At 71.8% G+C, this 16,592-nt stretch carries 16 protein-coding genes; 3 read left to right on the top strand and 13 right to left on the bottom strand.

What is annotated here, in order from left to right; genetic code table 11:
• Positions 1-2: 2 nt before the first annotated feature.
• The 5 genes from HHX40_RS14245 to HHX40_RS14225 all read right to left on the bottom strand — a co-directional run bounded on the left by HHX40_RS14245 (position 3) and on the right by HHX40_RS14225 (position 4,159).
• Positions 3-1,388 carry an MFS transporter gene (locus HHX40_RS14245; RefSeq protein ID WP_182880965.1) on the bottom strand — a complete coding sequence of 462 codons (1,386 nt, stop codon included), beginning with the start codon at positions 1,386-1,388 and terminating at the stop codon, positions 3-5.
• Positions 1,385-2,071 carry an ArsR/SmtB family transcription factor gene (locus HHX40_RS14240; RefSeq protein WP_182880964.1) on the bottom strand — a complete coding sequence of 229 codons (687 nt, stop codon included), beginning with the start codon at positions 2,069-2,071 and terminating at the stop codon, positions 1,385-1,387. Before HHX40_RS14240 ends, HHX40_RS14245 begins: the two co-directional genes overlap by 4 nt.
• Before the next feature lie 217 nt (positions 2,072-2,288).
• Entirely contained in the window at positions 2,289-3,092 is an 804-nt protein-coding gene (locus HHX40_RS14235; RefSeq protein WP_182880963.1) for an STAS domain-containing protein, read from the bottom strand.
• Positions 3,085-3,951 (bottom strand): MEDS domain-containing protein, encoded by an 867-nt coding sequence (locus HHX40_RS14230; protein ID WP_182880962.1) that lies wholly within the window; start codon positions 3,949-3,951, stop codon positions 3,085-3,087. Before HHX40_RS14230 ends, HHX40_RS14235 begins: the two co-directional genes overlap by 8 nt.
• The gene (locus HHX40_RS14225) at positions 3,935-4,159 is read right to left on the bottom strand and encodes a hypothetical protein (RefSeq protein ID WP_182880961.1); all 225 of its coding nucleotides are present in this window, start codon (positions 4,157-4,159) and stop codon (positions 3,935-3,937) included. The genes HHX40_RS14230 and HHX40_RS14225 overlap by 17 nt, the downstream gene beginning before the upstream one ends.
• A gap of 77 nt (positions 4,160-4,236) precedes the next feature.
• Here HHX40_RS14225 and HHX40_RS14220 point away from each other — a divergent pair, with 77 nt between their 5' ends.
• On the top strand, positions 4,237-6,483 hold the full coding sequence (locus HHX40_RS14220) for an ATP-dependent RecD-like DNA helicase (protein ID WP_182880960.1): 2,247 nt from the start codon (positions 4,237-4,239) through the stop codon (positions 6,481-6,483).
• A gap of 16 nt (positions 6,484-6,499) precedes the next feature.
• Here the strand turns inward: HHX40_RS14220 and HHX40_RS14215 are convergent, their stop codons facing one another.
• A complete protein-coding gene (locus HHX40_RS14215; RefSeq protein WP_182880959.1) occupies positions 6,500-7,594 on the bottom strand; it encodes a hypothetical protein in 1,095 nt (364 codons plus the stop codon).
• Positions 7,595-8,135: 541 nt separating this feature from the next.
• Between HHX40_RS14215 and HHX40_RS14210 the strand changes: the two genes are divergently transcribed.
• Positions 8,136-9,359 carry a L,D-transpeptidase gene (locus tag HHX40_RS14210; RefSeq protein WP_310738095.1) on the top strand — a complete coding sequence of 408 codons (1,224 nt, stop codon included), beginning with the start codon at positions 8,136-8,138 and terminating at the stop codon, positions 9,357-9,359.
• A 17-nt stretch (positions 9,360-9,376) separates the two neighbouring features.
• Here the strand turns inward: HHX40_RS14210 and HHX40_RS14205 are convergent, their stop codons facing one another.
• A complete protein-coding gene (locus HHX40_RS14205) occupies positions 9,377-9,556 on the bottom strand; it encodes a hypothetical protein (RefSeq protein WP_111697786.1) in 180 nt (59 codons plus the stop codon).
• 124 nt (positions 9,557-9,680) lie between these two features.
• Here HHX40_RS14205 and HHX40_RS14200 point away from each other — a divergent pair, with 124 nt between their 5' ends.
• Entirely contained in the window at positions 9,681-10,136 is a 456-nt protein-coding gene (locus HHX40_RS14200) for a helix-turn-helix domain-containing protein (RefSeq protein WP_182873347.1), read from the top strand.
• A gap of 116 nt (positions 10,137-10,252) precedes the next feature.
• Here the strand turns inward: HHX40_RS14200 and HHX40_RS14195 are convergent, their stop codons facing one another.
• From HHX40_RS14195 to HHX40_RS14170, 6 genes are all read right to left on the bottom strand, one after another.
• On the bottom strand, positions 10,253-11,008 hold the full coding sequence (locus tag HHX40_RS14195; RefSeq protein ID WP_182880958.1) for a phytanoyl-CoA dioxygenase family protein: 756 nt from the start codon (positions 11,006-11,008) through the stop codon (positions 10,253-10,255).
• Positions 11,009-11,128: 120 nt separating this feature from the next.
• Positions 11,129-12,973: an FtsX-like permease family protein gene (locus tag HHX40_RS14190; protein ID WP_310738094.1), complete on the bottom strand. Its 1,845-nt coding sequence runs from the start codon at positions 12,971-12,973 to the stop codon at positions 11,129-11,131.
• Positions 12,961-13,722, bottom strand: a complete 762-nt coding sequence (locus tag HHX40_RS14185) for an ABC transporter ATP-binding protein (RefSeq protein WP_182880957.1) — start codon at positions 13,720-13,722, stop codon at positions 12,961-12,963. The genes HHX40_RS14190 and HHX40_RS14185 overlap by 13 nt, the downstream gene beginning before the upstream one ends.
• 227 nt (positions 13,723-13,949) lie before the next feature.
• The gene (locus HHX40_RS14180) at positions 13,950-14,771 is read right to left on the bottom strand and encodes an alpha/beta fold hydrolase (RefSeq protein WP_182880956.1); all 822 of its coding nucleotides are present in this window, start codon (positions 14,769-14,771) and stop codon (positions 13,950-13,952) included.
• Positions 14,772-14,790: 19 nt separating this feature from the next.
• Positions 14,791-15,360: a DJ-1/PfpI family protein gene (locus tag HHX40_RS14175; RefSeq protein ID WP_138460690.1), complete on the bottom strand. Its 570-nt coding sequence runs from the start codon at positions 15,358-15,360 to the stop codon at positions 14,791-14,793.
• Positions 15,361-15,448: 88 nt separating this feature from the next.
• On the bottom strand, positions 15,449-16,195 hold the full coding sequence (locus HHX40_RS14170) for a GntR family transcriptional regulator (protein WP_138460689.1): 747 nt from the start codon (positions 16,193-16,195) through the stop codon (positions 15,449-15,451).
• Positions 16,196-16,592: the final 397 nt, after the last annotated feature.

Below are 16,592 nucleotides of genomic sequence, written 5' to 3'. Positions count from 1 at the left end.
GGCTAGCGCTCCACCGCCCGCGCGGCCTCCGCATCGGCGCAGGCCACCGGCCGGAAACCAGGCCTCCGTGAGCGGTCCATCTCGCGCCACTCGGGGCGCAGCCCGGCCAGGTTGGTGGTCAGGAAGTACGCGACGCCGCCCGCCACCAGCGCCGGGGCAAGGCCGAAGGCGGCCACCGCCGCCCCGGCGACCAGCCCGCCGATGGGGATGCCCGCCCACGCCAGCGCGTCGCCCAGCCCGTTGACCCGGCCCAGCAGGGCGCGCGGCACCCGCTCGAAGGCGATCGCACCCAGGATCGGGTTGAGGAACCCGGACCCGAAGCCGCCCACGGCGAACACCGCGACCACCGCCCACATCGGCGCGTCCGCGGCGAGGACGAGAAACCGCGGCGCCCCGACCAGCAGGAACCCGGTGAAGAACACCGCCCGGCGCGGCAGCCGGTGCGCGGCACCCGCCGCGAGCAGGCTCCCCGCGATCGCCGCGGCGCCCAGCACGCCGTTGCTCAGGCCGATGGCGGCCGGACCGTTGCCGGACCGGTCGGCCCACACGGGCAGGAGCACCGTGTTCAGCGCCGCGTCGAGCAGGTTGGTGATGCCCACCATGACGATGACGGCCAGCAGCAGCGGTTCGCCGCGCAGGAAGACGAAGCCCTCGCCGAGGCGCCGCCAGTAACCCGGCTCCGCGCCGGACGGCGCCTCCACCGGCGGACGTCCCGGGCTCTCGGGCGGGGCCGGCCGTCCCATGCCGCGCGGCAGCGCCAGCGCGACGAGCAGCGCGGCGAGCGCGAAACACGCCGCGTTGACGACGAGACCGGTCAGGGGGCCCAGCAGCGCCACCAGGATCCCGCCGGCCGGCAGGCCGAGGGTCGACGACAGCCGCTCGGTCACCCCCGACAGTCCCGTGGCCCGCTCCAGCGGCACCCGGCCGCGCTCGGCCGCCTCCGGCACCATCACGTGCTTGGCGAGGTCGCCGGGGCCGCGCGCCGCGCCGACCACCGCGACCACGGCCAGCAGCAGCGGGAAGGACAGCAGGCCGAGGGCGTGCAGCAGGGGTACGGCGCCGACGGCGGCCGCGCTGACCAGGTCGGTGCTCGAGGAGATCCGTCGCGGCCCGGCCCGGTCCACCAGCGGCCCGGCCAGTGCTTTGACCACCACGTAGGGGGTCATCTCGCAGAACGCCACCAGGCCCGTCTGGGTGGCGCTGCCCGTGGTGACGAGCACGAACCACGGCAGCGCGACGGTCGAGACCCGGGTGCCGGTGAGCGCCACCGCCGTGGCCGCGAGCAGCCCGGTCAGCGCCCGCGCTCCCCGCTCCCGGGAGGACCCGCCCGCGTCGGCCACAGGTTTGGCCGCAGGTCCGGTCGTGGGGCCGCTCGCCGCGGCCGTCATGACGGGCCCGTCCCCGCCGTGCCCCCGCCGCCGTCCGGATCATCGTCCGGGTCGCCGGCTGGGTCCGCGCCGGGGACGGGGGCGTCCAGTTCGGGCAGGATGTAGGTGATCAGCCCCACCCGCTCGGCGCCCTCCGGTGCGGCGGCCGCCTCCTCGGGGACGTCGCGGCGGTACCGGGCGAGGACGTCGTGCAGTTCGTCCCGCAGCCGCACGGTCTCCTCGGGGGTGAGCCGCAGCGCCCAGTCGCTCATGTCGGCGGCGCTCCGCCACGGCCGGGGCATCGTCTGGAACTCGTTCACCGCCCGCTGCACGCGCAGGGTGTGAACGGCGGCGACCGACTGCAGGTAGGCCAGCGCGACTTCGGGTTCCCGCTCGACCAGGTCGATGCCCTCGAAATACGTCGACCGGTGGATCGAGCGCCACCAGCGCTCGCGCGCGTTGCCGCGTCCGGTGTCCTCCTCGACGAAGCCCGCGGCGGCCAGTTGCCGCAGGTGGTAGCTCGCGGTGCCGGAGTTGACGCCCAGCCGCTCGGCGAGCCGGGTGGCGGTCGACGGACCGTGCTTGCGCAGCAGGCCGACAAGCTGCACGCGTACGGGATGCGCCAGGGCACGCAGGCCCTTGGCATCCAGGACGATCACATCGGGGTTGCCCGGGGTGTAAGGCGAGGACGGTGAGTCGGACATGCCCCCATCCTAAACCGCAAAGAGTTCTTCGCAAAGGCTTCTTCGCGAACATCTCTTTGCGGTCCGGATCGGCGCACATGGGGTGGGTGATGGAGTCCGCCGTCAGGGATGCATCGCCGCGAGATCCGCAAGCACCTGCGTTTTCGGGAGTGCTCGGTGGCCGACGCCGACAGGCTGACCGACTGGCTGGAGGCCGACGTCGCACACGAACAGCGCTTCAGGAGGGCGGAAACAGGGGGACCGCCTTGGCGGGTGTCTCGCGGGTCGTGAACGGAACCGGGCTGAGCGCGTCTAGGCGCTCGGCGAACTCGGCCGCGAGGCCGGTGAGGACCAGCATCCCCGCCTTCGTTTCCGATACGCGCTGCTGCGCCACGATGAGGGCGGTGATGCCGGTGCTGTCCCAGTAGGTCACCGCGGAAAGGTCGATCACCAGCCCCGGCACCGGTGTGCCGGAGACGAGCTCGCCGACCGTCGCGATGATCGCGGGGGCCGCCTGCTCGTCGAGGGCGCCGTCCAGCTCGAGGACGGTGTGCGACTCGAGACGGCGCAGCCGCGGCGTGGCGGACCGGCGCGACCCGGGCCCGGGGAGGGTGAAATGGGCCGTGGCGAGTGTGCCCTCCGGGCCTGAGTCGATCGTGAACCGGTCCGACAGGTAGTGGGCGAGCCACAGCCCGTGTCCGTACTGGACCGGCCATCCGGCGGCGTCGTGCCCCGGCGAGTCGGGGTCGGCGACCTCACACCGCAGCACGCCGTCGAGCTGCCAGATCCTCGCCCGTCCGGTTCCCGAGCCGTGGAAGACCGCATTGGTGGCGAGTTCGTGGACGGTGAGCACCAGGTCCACCGACCGCCCGTGGGGGAGCCCGGCGTGGACGACGTGGGCTTCCAGCGTCTCCCGCAGGGGGTAGAGCGAGCCGCGGTCGAACGGCTGGTCGAGGATCAGCACCGGCGTCGCGGCGCTCCGCTTCCCACCGCCGGAGGCCGGGGCGACGTGGGCGGCGTCGTTGGTTCTGGCATCACTCATGCGCGGTCACCAGGCTGACCCCGGCAATGCCCTGAGCGCCGAGCAGCACGAACCGCGGCACGATGGCGGGATTGCACCGCAGGACGACCCTGCGGGCCGGCACCAGGCTCCGTGCCACGTCGATGATCATCCGGGTGCAGGAGAGGTCGATGAAGGACAGCTCAGCCATGTTGATCGTGACGGGGCCGTCCGTCCTGATAGCCTCGCTCAGCGCCAGGGCCAGGGCGTCCTCGGCCGCCCGGTCGATCTGTCCCGCCATCCGGATGCCGGGTGGCGCGTACTGGCGGCAAATCCGCAGTAGCGGGTCGTCGTAGTAGGTGGCCGCGGCGACCGCCCGCGTGTGGAACGGGGAGACCGACGCGAGGGTGACCGGGTCGAAGCGTTCCCGGTCGTACTGGCACAACACCGACACGCTGCTGTCCGCCAGGATCGTCGCGATCTTCTCCTCGAAGGCGGGCAGTTGCTCCACACCATGGACCGGCCGCAGCGCCCAGCCCATGTCGAGGGCCACCCGCAGTCCCGAGTAGCCCTCGTGGGCGGTCCGCTCCATCTGGGCGCTCAGCCACCCCATCGCGTGATCCACGGTGAAGACCTGCCCGGACAGCAGGCCCTCCTGAGAGGCGACGACGTCCATCCGGCCGCTCGCGGTGGCGGACTGCACGGCGATCCCGCGGCGGTTCAGCTCGGCCAGCGCTCCCTGCGGCTCCTCGCAGAGCCAGACGACGCGCAGCCCTCCCGCCAGCCCGTCCCGTACGAACGCGGCGGTGAGGTCGAGCAGCTCTTCCGGCTCGCCGAAGGTCAGGCACGCGTGATCGTCGATCGCCAGATCCGTGATCTGCACCTCAGCACTGACTGTCACCGCGCCACCACCTCACCGTCCACCCTAGTGCGAAGCCCGCCAGAAGCCGCAGGGTGGCCACCTCCGCCGCGACCATCGCCTCCGCGAGCCGCGGGCCGATGCCGGGGGTGCCGGAGGAGACCAGCACGAAGGGGTGCAGGCCCGCGCCGAGTGCGACGACGGGCTGGGCGGCCGATACGCCGGAGCCGCCGACGTCACACGAGGTCACATAGGGGTCATCCGTATTCGGCGGCTGGCAGGACACGTTGGTCAACGGCACCCAGGGCGTGGGGGAGAATGCCACGCATGACCACCGCGGGTCCCGAAGGCAGGCCGCCCGGCGTCCAGCTCGACGCCGTGCTGGAGCGGATCACCTATGCCAACGAGGAGACCGGGTACACGATCGCCAGGGTCGCCACCGAGCGGTCGGGCACCGAGCTGCTGACGGTGGTCGGGCCGCTGCTCGGGGCGCAGGTGGGCGAGTCGCTGCGGCTCACCGGCCGCTGGGGCTCCCACCCCAGGTACGGCAGGCAGTTCGAGGTCTGGTCGTACACCACGGTGCTCCCGGCGACCATCCAGGGCATCCAGCGCTACCTGGGCTCGGGCCTGATCAAGGGCATCGGCCCGAAGATGGCCGAGCGGATCGTGGACCACTTCGGCACCGACACGCTGCGGGTGATCGAGGAGGAGCCCAAGCGGCTGGTCGAGGTGCCCGGGCTCGGCCCCAAGCGCACCAAGATGATCGCCGCCGCCTGGGAGGAACAGAAGATCATCAAAGAGGTGATGATCTTCTTGCAGGGCGTCGGGGTGTCCACCTCCATCGCGGTGCGCATCTTCAAGCAGTACGGCGAGGACTCCATCGAGGTGGTCCGCAAGGAGCCCTACCGGCTCGCCGACGACGTGTGGGGCATCGGGTTCAAGACGGCCGACACGATCGCCCAGGCCGTCGGCATCCCTCACGACAGCCCCGAGCGGGTCAAGGCCGGGCTGCGTTACACGTTGTCGCAGGGCGCCGACGACGGCCACTGCTTCCTGCCCGCGCCCAACCTCGTCGCCGACGCCGTGAAGATCCTGGAGGTGCCGGCCGCCCTGGCCGGCGCCTGCCTGGAGGAACTGGTCGCCGAGGAGGGGGTGGTCCGCGAGGAGATCCCGGCGCGAGGCAACGGCGAGGCGGGCGAGGACGGTGACGTCACCGTCCCGGCGGTCTACCTCGTGCCCTTCCACCGGGCCGAGCTGTCGCTGGCCGGAACGCTGCGCGGCCTGCTGGCCTCGTCCCACGACCGGCTCAAGGCGTTCGCGGACGTCGACTGGCCCGCCGCCCTCGACTGGCTGCGCGGCCGCACCGGCGCCGACCTCGCCCCCGAGCAGGCCCAGGCCGTACGGCTCGCGCTGACCGAGAAGGTCGCGGTGCTGACCGGCGGCCCCGGCTGCGGCAAGAGCTTCACCGTCCGCTCGGTGGTGACCCTCGCGCGGGCCAAACGCGCCAAGGTCATCCTCGCCGCCCCGACGGGGCGGGCGGCCAAGCGGCTGGCGGAGCTGACCGGGCACGAGGCCACCACCGTGCACCGGCTGCTCCAGTTGCGGCCCGGCGGGGACGCCACCTTCGACCGCGACAACCCCCTCGACGCCGACCTGGTCGTGGTGGACGAGGCGTCGATGCTCGACCTGCTGCTGGCCAACAAGCTGGCCAAGGCGGTCGCCCCGGGCGCGCACCTGCTGTTCGTCGGCGACGTCGACCAGCTTCCCTCCGTCGGCGCCGGCGAGGTGCTGCGCGACCTGCTCGCCGCCCCGGACGTCCCCCGGGTGCGGCTGACGCAGATCTTCCGCCAGGCGCAGGAGTCCGGCGTGGTCGTCAACGCCCACCGCGTCAACACCGGCCAGCACCCTCTCGTGCGGGAGTTCCCCGACTTCTTCCTGTTCCCCTGCGAGGAGCCCGAGGAGATCGCCGCGCTGACCGTGGACGTGGTCGCCCGCCGCATCCCGCGGAAGTTCGGGCTCAACCCCCGCAGGGACGTGCAGGTCCTGGCGCCGATGCACCGCGGCGCGGCCGGCGCGGGCGCGCTCAACATCGCCCTGCAGGAGGCGCTGACCCCCGCCCGGGAGGGCATGCCCGAGCGCCGGTACGGCGGACGCGTCTTCCGCGTCGGCGACAAGGTCACCCAGCTGCGCAACAACTACGACAAGGGCGCGGCCGGGGTGTTCAACGGCACCGTCGGCGTGGTCACCGCCATCACCCCCGAGGAGAGCAAGCTGACCGTACTCACCGACGAGGACGAGAGCGTCGACTACTCCTTCGACGAACTGGACGAGCTCGCGCACGCCTACGCGGTCAGCATCCACCGTTCCCAGGGCAGCGAGTATCCCGCCGTGGTAATCCCGCTGGCCACCAGCGCCTGGATGATGCTGCAGCGCAACCTGCTCTACACCGCCATCACCCGGGCCAAGAAGCTCGTGGTCGTCGTGGGGTCGCGGCGGGCGCTCGGTCAGGCCGTCCGCACGCGGGGGGCGGGCCGCCGGCACACGGGGCTCACGCACCGCCTCCGCGTGCCGTGACCCGCCCCCGGTTCTGTCAGTACTTCGAGGTGTAGGTCACGAACGACGGCTGGTCGACCTGGGTGGTGCCCTTGTAGCAGACCACGTCACGCACGTAGACGTCGGCGCCGGAGGTCGTCCACAGTGTGAGCAGGTTGCAGTATTCCGGCCCTGGACCGTACGCCGTCACCTGCACGTTGTTGGGCGGCGACCCGACCCTGGGGAAGTACACCAGGCGCATGCCGGTCCCGGCCGTCCGCACCGTGTTGACCCCGCTCTGGGAGTTGTAGTTGATCCCGGTGGGGACCGGCGCGTACGGCCCGGGGTTGGCCGGGACGTTGTCGAAGGTGTAGGCGAACAGCTTCGGCGGCGCGAAGGCCCCGGTGATCGCCCGCTCACGCTGGTAGGTGAGGGTCCAGCCGGTGTTGTACGGCTTGTCGGCGACGTCGTGGCACAGCACCTGGATCTTCTGCCCCGACGCCGCCCAGCTCCAGGCGCCCACCTTGCACCGCGCCGGCTTGCTCGAGTCGACCGCGGTGACCTGGATGTTCCCCGCCTGCACGGCGGAGCCGAGCCCGGGCAGCCAGACGGTCCAGTCGCCGGTCGTGTTGGGGAAGACGGCGTTCACGCCGAGCGAGGAGTTGTAGTCGGAGGCGATGGACGAGCCGTCCCAGTAGACGTAGCCGTACGCCTGCGTCGCCGAGGCCAGCGCCCCGCTGCTGCCGGCGAAGACGATCGAGAAGCGCGCCCAGACGGGGACTCCGCCGAACCGGTAGCACCGCACCGCCACGATCTCGTCGGAGCCGGCCTGCCCCCACTTCTCGATCTGGCACCACTCGGCCGACTGCGAGACCGCGGTCACGTGCGCGATCCCGCCCTTCGGGATGCCGATCTTCGGGAACCGCACGAAGTACTCGCCGGTGCCGCCGGGCGTGACGCTGACCGTCGGCCCGGGCGCCCAACTGCCCGCCTGGTAGGCCAGGTTCGGCACCCCGGAGGTGACGTCGACGTAGGCGAACCCCCATACGTCCGGAACCGCCGCGTTCGCGGCCCCCGCACCGGCGGCGGCGCCCGCGGCGACCATCGCACACAACAGAAGTAATCGAGTGACCACGGTACGTAACAGGCGCATGCCGTCCTCCATCGCGGTGGTGCCCAGTGGGCGTGCGAGATGTCGACGCCGGGCGGCCCCGGCGCGTCGTGCCCTGCTTCGGGTGGAGCGGTGATCGGGGGTGAAGCGGCCATCACGGTGAAGGCGGAAGGTTCACTTTCACCTTTCCGCTTTGTGATAACCCGTGCGGCGATCTTTGAAAAGGCCCAATCCACCTGCCGGAAGACGGTCCGGCGGGCGCCGTTCACCCCCTGGCCGAAAGGGCACGCCCGCGGCGCGTGTTCGGGCGGCGCCGAATTCCCCCGAGCCCTGATCGCCGGGCCCGGCCCGGCGGCCGACGGCGGCCGACGGCGGCGGGGTGAACGAGGGGCGGCGCGGGCCCTGCGGGCCGGACACGCCTGACTGAACACTTGATCAGTCTTGACCTGCACCTTACCGTTTACAGAGGTGAGACCAGCGAAGAGCGACCGAAATGTGACCTCAGGGCCAGAGAAAATGCCAACATAAGAGGCAACCCCGAATAAGGTCTGATGGTGCCCTTCGCGCTCATGGGGGAGTAGTTGTGCTGAGCACTGCACGTCGTTCGATGGCGCCGATCGCCGGTGTCGCCGTGGTCCTGACCGCGACCCTGTCGGCATGCTCCGGTGGCTCGGGCGGACCGGGCTCGACCGGAGGCGGAGGTTCCGGAGGGTCCGGAGGATCCGGGAACAGCGCACCCGCCGTTCCGGCTCCCACGATCAAGATCAGCCCCGCCACGGGCAGTGCCGGTGTGCGCCCCGACAAGACCGTGGTCGTCACGGCCACGGGCGGCCAGTTGCAGGAGGTCACCGTGAGGGCGGGTGGCACGACGGTCGAGGGCGAGTTCGACCCCACCCACACCAAGTGGACGTCCAAGCAGCCGCTCAAGCCCTCCAGCAAGTACACCGTCTCGGCCACCGCCGGCGGCGAGGGCGGCCCCGCCAACGCGTCCAGCAGCTTCTCCACCCTCAAGCCCAAGTTCCCCCTGCAGATCGCCGACGTCACCCCCGGCGTCAAGGGGGAGACCGTCGGGGTCGGCATGCCGATCATGGTGAGGTTCAACCGGGCCGTGCAGGACAAGGCCGCCGTCGAGCAGGCGCTCGAAGTGGAGGCCCAGAAGCCGGTCAAGGGCGCCTGGCGGTGGATCGACGACACGTACGCGATCTACCGGCCGGCCAAGTACTGGCCCGCCCACCAGAAGGTGAAGTTCACCGCGCACCTCACCGGGGTGAAGGCCGGACGCGACACCTACGGTGTGAAGGACCAGTCGACGACCATCAAGATCGGCGCCGCCTGGGTCAGCACGGTCAACACCAGGACCCACATGATGGTGGTCCGGCGCGACGGCAAGGTCGTGCAGTCCATGAAGATCAGCGCGGGCAAGGCGACCACGCGCGAGTACACCACCACCAGCGGTGTCCACCTGACCATGGAACGCGGCAACCCGGTCACCATGATCTCCCCGGGGAAGAAGGAGGGCGACCCCGGCTACTACAAGGAGATCGTGAACCACGCGGTGCGCATCTCGAACAGCGGCGAGTACGTCCACAGCGCGCCGTGGTCGGTCGGCTCGCAGGGCCGCGCCAACGTCAGCCACGGCTGCGTCAACGCCAGCCCCTCGCAGGCCAAGTGGTTCTACGACAACTTCCACCGCGGCGACGTCGTGAAGATCGTCGGCACGAACCGGGCGCTGGAGTGGAACAACGGCTGGGGCTTCTGGCAGATGCCGTTCGGCAAGTGGAGGCAGGGCAGCGCCCTGGAGTCCTGACCCCCGGAGGGCCACTCCTAGGTGATGCCCCACTTCATGAGAACGAAGGCGCCCACGATCTTCAGCGCGACGAGCACCATGATCACGCAGAAGACGATCAGCGCGGGACGGTGCTCGAAGTGCTTGCCCTCCTTGAGAGGGGGACGCTTGGCGACGCGCTCGGCGATGCGCTCTTCCAGGGGTTTGCGGTGGAACATGCCTCCAGGCTATCGCCCCCTGTCTCCGCCCCACCAGCCGGGCGCGGCCGCCTCGCTCCCCAAACTTCCCTGAGGTCACCAGTGTTAGGGTAGGTTAGGGAATCACGGGGAGAGGGGTGCCACGATGCCGCGGCAGCCGTACTCGGTCGAGCAGGTGGCCGAACTGCTGGGCCTGCACGTCAAGACCGTGCGCACCTACGTGCGCGACGGGCGCCTCAAGGCGGTGCGCATCGGCAAGCAGTACCGCATCGCCCCCGAGGACCTCGACGCCTTCCTGGGACACCCCGTGACGGCTCCGGCCACCGGGACCACCGGCCGGAGGCGCCACGCCGAGGCGTCCAGCATCGTGCAGGTGGACGCGATCACCCCCGACGCGGCGATGACCGTGGGCAACACGCTGATCGCCGCCGTCAACGGGCGCACCCCCGGCGGGCGGCCCCTGCGCGTCGAGACGATCTACGACGAGGAGCGGGCGAGCCTGAAGATCATCATCGTGGGCGGCGTGGCCGACACCGCGGAGCTGCTGCGGTTCGTCACCACGCTGACCGAGGAGACCACGCCGGCCGGAGGCCCCGCGTGAGCGCCGGCCGGTAGCCCGGGACGCGCGGCGCGGCCACGCCGGAGGCGTCCGCGTCCTACCTGGCCGCGGCCGGGCCGTCTGACGCCGCCGCCTTCCTCCGGCCGCCTGCTTCCGGGTCAGCCGGCGAGGCCGAGCCCCGCCGCGCGGGCCAGGGGGGTGGCGGCGCCCGGGACGAGCGGCTCGGTCAGCATGAACGGCATCTGGGACATGAACCGCGGCCGGGTGCCGTGGTGGGGCTGCGCGGCGTGCACCAGGTAGGGGTGGCACACGTAGGCGTCTCCCGGCAGCCCGGTGGCCAGGGCCACGGGCCGGTGGGCGCTCGCCTCGTCGATCAGCGGCGCGGCGGCGAAGAAGTCCAGCCCCCTCTCGCCGTGCGGTTCGAGCACGCGCGCGGTGTCGAGATGGGAGCCGACCCTGATGCGGGTCGGCGCGTCGTCGGGGCCGACCTCCGAGAACAGCATCAGCACGAGCAGCGTGCGGGACCTGGCGGTGACGGTTCCCCACGCGCCGCCGGGCCCGGGGTCGTTCTGGTCGATGTGCCAGCCGGTGTCCCCGGCGTCGGAGGGATGGGGGAAACGGATCGGCGTGTTGCCGATGGTTCCGCGAGGCTCCCAGCCGCCCTTCCCGGCGAGCAGGTCGAGCGCCTCGGCCAGCGCGGGACCGCGCACCGCCTCCCCGAACGGGCCGCGTCCCATCGGGTCGGGGGCCGCCCACACCACCGGCTGCGTCCAGTCGCCGGGCCGGTCGGGCGACAGCCCGACCTGCTGCCACAGCACTTCCCTGATCCGGTCGCCGGTCTCCCGGGGGAAGGCCTCCTCCAGCTTGAGGAAGCCCTCGGCGACGAAACGATCGGCGTCGGTGTTGGTGACCATGCCGTGGACGGTAGCGATCACGGCCGTACGCGTCGATCGATTTTCCGCCACCCGCTTTCGCCACCCCCGCTTCGGGCGTCGTCTGCTGCCGCCGTCAGCCGGGGCGCCGTCTCCGGCAGGTCAGGCCGACTCGGCGCTGAGGGCCCGCGCCACCGGGTGCCGGGCCGCCATGCGCGCCGGCAGGGCGGTGAAGGCCGCCGTCACCAGCAGGGTCACGAGTGCGGCGGCGAGCATCCAGGAGACGGGCGGCATGATCACGTTCCGGGCGCCGAAGACCCCGCAGACTCCGATGCCCAGGGGAACGCCGGCCAGGGCGCCGGGCAGGGCGGGCAGGACCTGGGCGGCCGACAGTCCCGCGGAGATCTGCCCGGGGGTGGCGCCGAGCGTGCGGGCGACGGCCATGCTCGCCCGGGTCTCCATGGCCGTGGTCCAGGTGATCGTGAGGGTGTTCACGACGGCGAGAGTGATCAGCAGGACGACGACGGCGAGCATCAGCCGGCGGTCGAGCTCGCCCCGCAGGTTGGGCAGGGCGGAGGAGCCGTTCAGGCCATAGCCCCTCTCCTCCTGGGAGTCGAGGGTCAGCAGGGCGACGATCGCGATCACCGTGGTGGCGGTGGACCAGGCCTGCAGCACTGCGCGGCCCGGCCGGCGGGCGGTCAGCCGCAGCCCGAGCAGCAGCGGGGTGGGCAGCAGCGCGGACAGCGCGGTGAGCAGCGGCCGGTGACGGGGCTGGTGCGCGGCGGCGGCCAGCGCCGTTACGGTCGCCGTACGCATGGCCCGCAGCGTGGGACGCAGCGTGGACAGCACCGCCACCGCCACGGCGAGGACGGTCGCCATGGCGACGGCGGCGCCGCCGGGCCCGGCCGCGTCGCCGATCCGGCTGTCGGTGGGGCCGGCGATGCCGGGCACGGTCAGCCGGGCGATCACCAGCCCCAGCGCGTCGCCGATCAGCGCCAGCGCCAGGTACTCGGTGAGCAGGACGGCCGCGATCAGGCCCGGGGTCGCGCCGACGGCCTTGAGCAGCCCGGCCCGGCGGGTCTGTTCAACCGCTCGTCCCGCGGCCAGCGCCGCCGCCCCGGTGACGGCCAGGAGGCCGAGCAGCCAGCTCCCGACGACCAGGATCGGCTGGCTGTTGCTGAGGATGACCGCGTCCTGCCTCGCGATGAACTGCCAGGTGTGCAGGTTCATCCTGGCGGTGGAGTCGTGGTTGGCTTCCTTGAAGGTCTCGGCGTAGGCCTCGGCGGCGGCGGGGTCGCGCAGCTTGAGGTCGATGGCCGTGGTCACCGGCAGATCCCGGCCCGCGAGGGTCCGGGCGTCCGACCGGGTGAGCCAGACCAGGCCGCTGGAGTCGCTGGGGCCGCCGTACGGGCCGATCTGCGCCGCCCAGGGGTAGATGGAGGTGGCCGCCGTCACCGCGATCCCGACGACGGGGTACGGCCGGCCGGCGATGGTGACGCGGTCGCCGACGCCGATGCCCAGCGCGGTGGCGAAGCCCCGTTCGACGACCGCGCCGCCGGGCCGTACCCAGCGGCCCGAGGTCACCAGCGGCCGGTTGACCGTGCCGGGCGTCTCGGCGAAGCCCTGCACCACCACTCCGGACGACACCGGGGCCGGCCCCGCGGGAGACCTGTCCGAACCGCGCGTGGTGAGGTCGGCGTAGACGATGCGGTAGGGGCCGTGGTGGGCGATCACCTCGGGATCGTCCGCCAGCGAGGCCAGGGCCGAGGTCACGGCGGGGCCCGTGTCGCCGGAGAGCGCCACCACGTCCGGCCCGGCGGTGGCCGCGCGGGTCTGCTCGTACAGCGCCTCGCTCGCGCCGCGCAGGGACAGGCCCAGCGCCATCGTGGCGGTGGCCACGGTCACCGCGAGCAGCAGCATCGCGGCCTGGGCCCGGTGCCGGCGGACATCGGCGAGGACGAGGCGGACGACGAGCACGAGCGAGCCCACGCCGGTCAGCCCTCCCACTCGATCAGGCCGTCGAGTCCACGCGGGGAGGAGCCCGCCAGCCGGGTGTCGTCGACGAACATGCCGTCGCGCATCGACACCAGCCGGTCCGCGGTGGCCGCGACCCGTTCGTCGTGGGTGACGATCACAAGGGTCTGCCCCGCCGTACGCAGGTCCTCGAATATCCTCAGCACGTCGAGCGTCGCCGCGGTGTCGAGGTTGCCGGTCGGCTCGTCGGCCAGCACGATCGGCGGCTCGTTGGCGAGCGCGCGGGCGATGGCGACCCGCTGACGCTGCCCGCCCGACAGCCGCGACGGCAGATGCCGGGCCCGCGCGGCGAGCCCGACCCGTTCCAGCAGGAGGCTCGCGCGGCGCCTGGCCTCGCGCCGCGAGCGCCCGGCCAGCAGCACGGGCAGTTCCACGTTCTCGGCGGCCGTCAGCTCCTCCACGAGGTGGAAGGCCTGGAAGACGAATCCCACCGACCGGCGTCGCAGCCGGGCCAGAGCCCGCTCGCTCAGGGTGTCGACGCGCCGGCCGGCCAGCCACACCTCCCCACGGGTGGGCCGCTCCAGCCCGCCCAGCAGGTGCAGCAGGGTGGACTTCCCGCAGCCGCTGGGCCCCATCACCGCCAGCGTCTGCCCCCGGGGCACCTCCAGGTCGACCTCGTCCACCGCGCGGACCCTGCCCTGCCCCTGTCCGTGCACCTTCACCAGGCCGCGGATCTCCGCCACCGGACCCGCCACCGGATCGGGCACACTCGGCACGTTCATCCGCCCTCGACTTCGTCGTCCTCGTCACCGGCCGTCGCGTCGCCGCCCGTGGACCAGGCCCGCTCGCAGACCATGAGCCCGCTTTTTCCAGCCGGGCCGGCGTCACGTAGATCTGGCCGTGGTTCATCGACTCGCCCAGCGGGCCGACGTAGTACTCGCCGGGAATCGGGCGGAAATCCCTGACCAGCTGATCCGCCTGAGCACGGGCTGCGGACCTGTCGCAGCGATCAGTGACCTTGTTCCCGGCCGAGGAAGCACGACAGGAGTCGCCTGAAGTCGTGCGGGTGCTCGAGCGCCGGCACGTGCCCGCATCGGCCGAACACGTGCAGACGGACATCGGCCAGGTGTTCGAGCAGGGGCAGGGCCGCCGTCCCGAGCGGGGTGACTCGGTCCTGGGCGCCGTGGACGAGCAGCACGGGCGCGCGGATCCCTGCCAGCGTCTGCGCCGAGAGGGTGAGGTCGTCGGCCCAACGTGCCCTGGGTGGAGGGAACAACGACGCGTACGCGGCCGCCCCCGCTTCCATCGCGGCCGCACGGGCAGCGACGGCCGACTCGGTCACGAGCGCCTGGTCGAAGACGAGGCGACTCAACATGTCCCGTGCCCCGGTCGGGCCGGCGGGGGCGGCCCAGAGCGCGTCGAGGTCGGCGGACAGCGGCGCCCCGGGGGCGCCCATCGTCGAGACCGCCACGACACGGGTGACCTGCTGGGGACGCGCGGCCGCCAACGCCAGCGCCACGGCACCGCCCATGGAGTGGCCCACCACGGCGTAGCGCTCGGCACCGAGAGCGTCCATCAGGCCCGCGGCCTGCTCCGTCCACAGCCGGAGCCCGCCCCTGGAGCCCGCCGGGATCGGCGTACGGCCGAACCCCGCCTGGTCGGGAGCCACCAGGTGCAAGGACGTGGCCAGCGCCTCTGCCGTCGCCGCCCAGGCTCCGGATCCGGTCGTACCGGGTCCGGAGCCGTGCAGCATCAGCACCGCGGGCCCGGTGCCGCTCTCCAGGACGTGGACGGGTGAGCCGTCGACTGTGACGGTCCGAAGTGCCGTCACCGAGACACGTCCGGTGTGCTCATGCCGAGGCGGAGTTGACGGACTTCGAGAAGACCTCCATCATCACCCGGCCGAACTGCGGCATGTCGGGCCAGCCGCGGCAGGAGACGAGGTTTCCGTCCACGACGTCGGGAGCGTCGATGACCGTCGCGCCCGCGTTCTCCATGTCACCGGTGATGGGGGGGAAGCACGCCGTCTTCCGGCCCTTCAGCAGCCCGTACACCGCCGGCACCTGTGCGCCGTGGCACACCAGCGCGATCGGGAGGTTGCGGGCGAAGAAGTGCTCGGTGATGCGCCGGACGTCGGCGTCGACCCGGATCCACTCGGGGGCGCGTCCCCCGGGGATGATGAGGGCGTCGTAGCGCTCGACGTCGACCTCGGCCCAGGGCACGTCGACCGGCAGCTTCCGGCCGTTCTTCTCCACGTAGGCGTCGGAGTTCGGGTCGAACTCGTGGATGACCAGCTGAACGTCACGCAGCGTCCGTGACGAGACGTCGACGTCCCAGCCGCCCTCCTGCACGCGATAGTAGGGATACATGGTGTCGAGCTCCTCGGCGGCGTCGCCGGTAAGGAGCAGTGCTCTAGGCACCTGCTTCTCCTCGCATCTGAGGCGGGTGAGGAGATCAGATCCGATCCGATCTGATCCGGAGTCAGCATTCCCTGGCCCGGCCCGCCCGTCAAGCCTTTACCGCCATTCCGTCCGAACCCTTGACTTCGTCGAACAACCGCCGGAACCGCTCGCCGGACAGCAGGATGTGCCGGCGCATGGCGTAGGCGGCGGCGTCGGGGTCACGCGCGGCGATCGCGGCCAGAACCTCTTCGTGCTCGGCCATGGCCAGGTGAGTGACCTGGGTGTCGTGGAGAAGCCGGAACAGGTGCACGTGCGTGTGCAGGCGAGCGAGCGCCTCGCGGATGACCTGGTTCTCCGCGCTCAGGGCGACGAGATCGTGAAAAGCGGCGTCGCGCAGCCCGAAGGCGCCATAGGCCATGAGCCCGTCGCCACCCCCCTCCAGCTCCGCCATCTCCTCCAGCATTCGTCGCAGGCCGGCCACCTGCTTGGAGGATGCGCGCTCGGCGGATCTGCGCGCCGCCGCCGGCTCGAGGAGAAGGCGGACCTCAAGCATGTCCTCGAATCGCTGACGGGTGATCTGGGGGGGAATGCGATAGCCGGCGTGGGGCACACGCACGACCAGGCCCTCGGCCTCCATGCGGTTCAGAGCGTCTCGGATCGGCGTCTGCGAGACCCCCAGCTCTCTCGCCAGGACGTCGATCGTGACGCGGGAGCCAGGCTCGATCCGTAGCGACATCAGCTGTCCGAGCAGCGTGTCGTACACCTCGTCGGCAAGCCGGCCGCGAGATCTTCGCGGCGGCGTTCCGCCCGTCATGGCCCCACGGCGCCGCGCGGTCATCACTTCGTCGTCCATCGTGACGTGAGGCCTTTCTTACGTTTTCGGAAACCTGTTGAATTCGGTCGCAACGCTGCGGGATGTTGACGCCCCCACTCGGATCGTATAGGAAAGGTGGCGGATGCCAGCCATCCTTCACCCTCACGAAATCCCCCCGTCATCGCTCCGCTTCGATCAGTTGGAGCTCCAATGAGCATGTTCGACGTCCTGCTCGGTTCGCCCCCAGGCCGATAAGGACCAGAGGACTTCTCGACTGCTTGAAGCCCCATTACGTCGCGGCGTACCCGTGACGCCGGTCTGCGGGTCAGCCCTGCGACAGCCGGCAACACGCCTGAACACCCCCCAGCAACTGCTCGGCGAACCACGCAGCAGGGCTCCAGAACCTCCCCACCCAGAAAGCAGGCAAGAAGATGCG

The sequence above is a fragment of the Microbispora sp. H10949 genome, assembly GCF_014161435.1.
GTDB lineage: Bacteria > Actinomycetota > Actinomycetes > Streptosporangiales > Streptosporangiaceae > Microbispora > Microbispora triticiradicis.
This window is presented reverse-complemented; position numbering and strand designations above follow the sequence as displayed.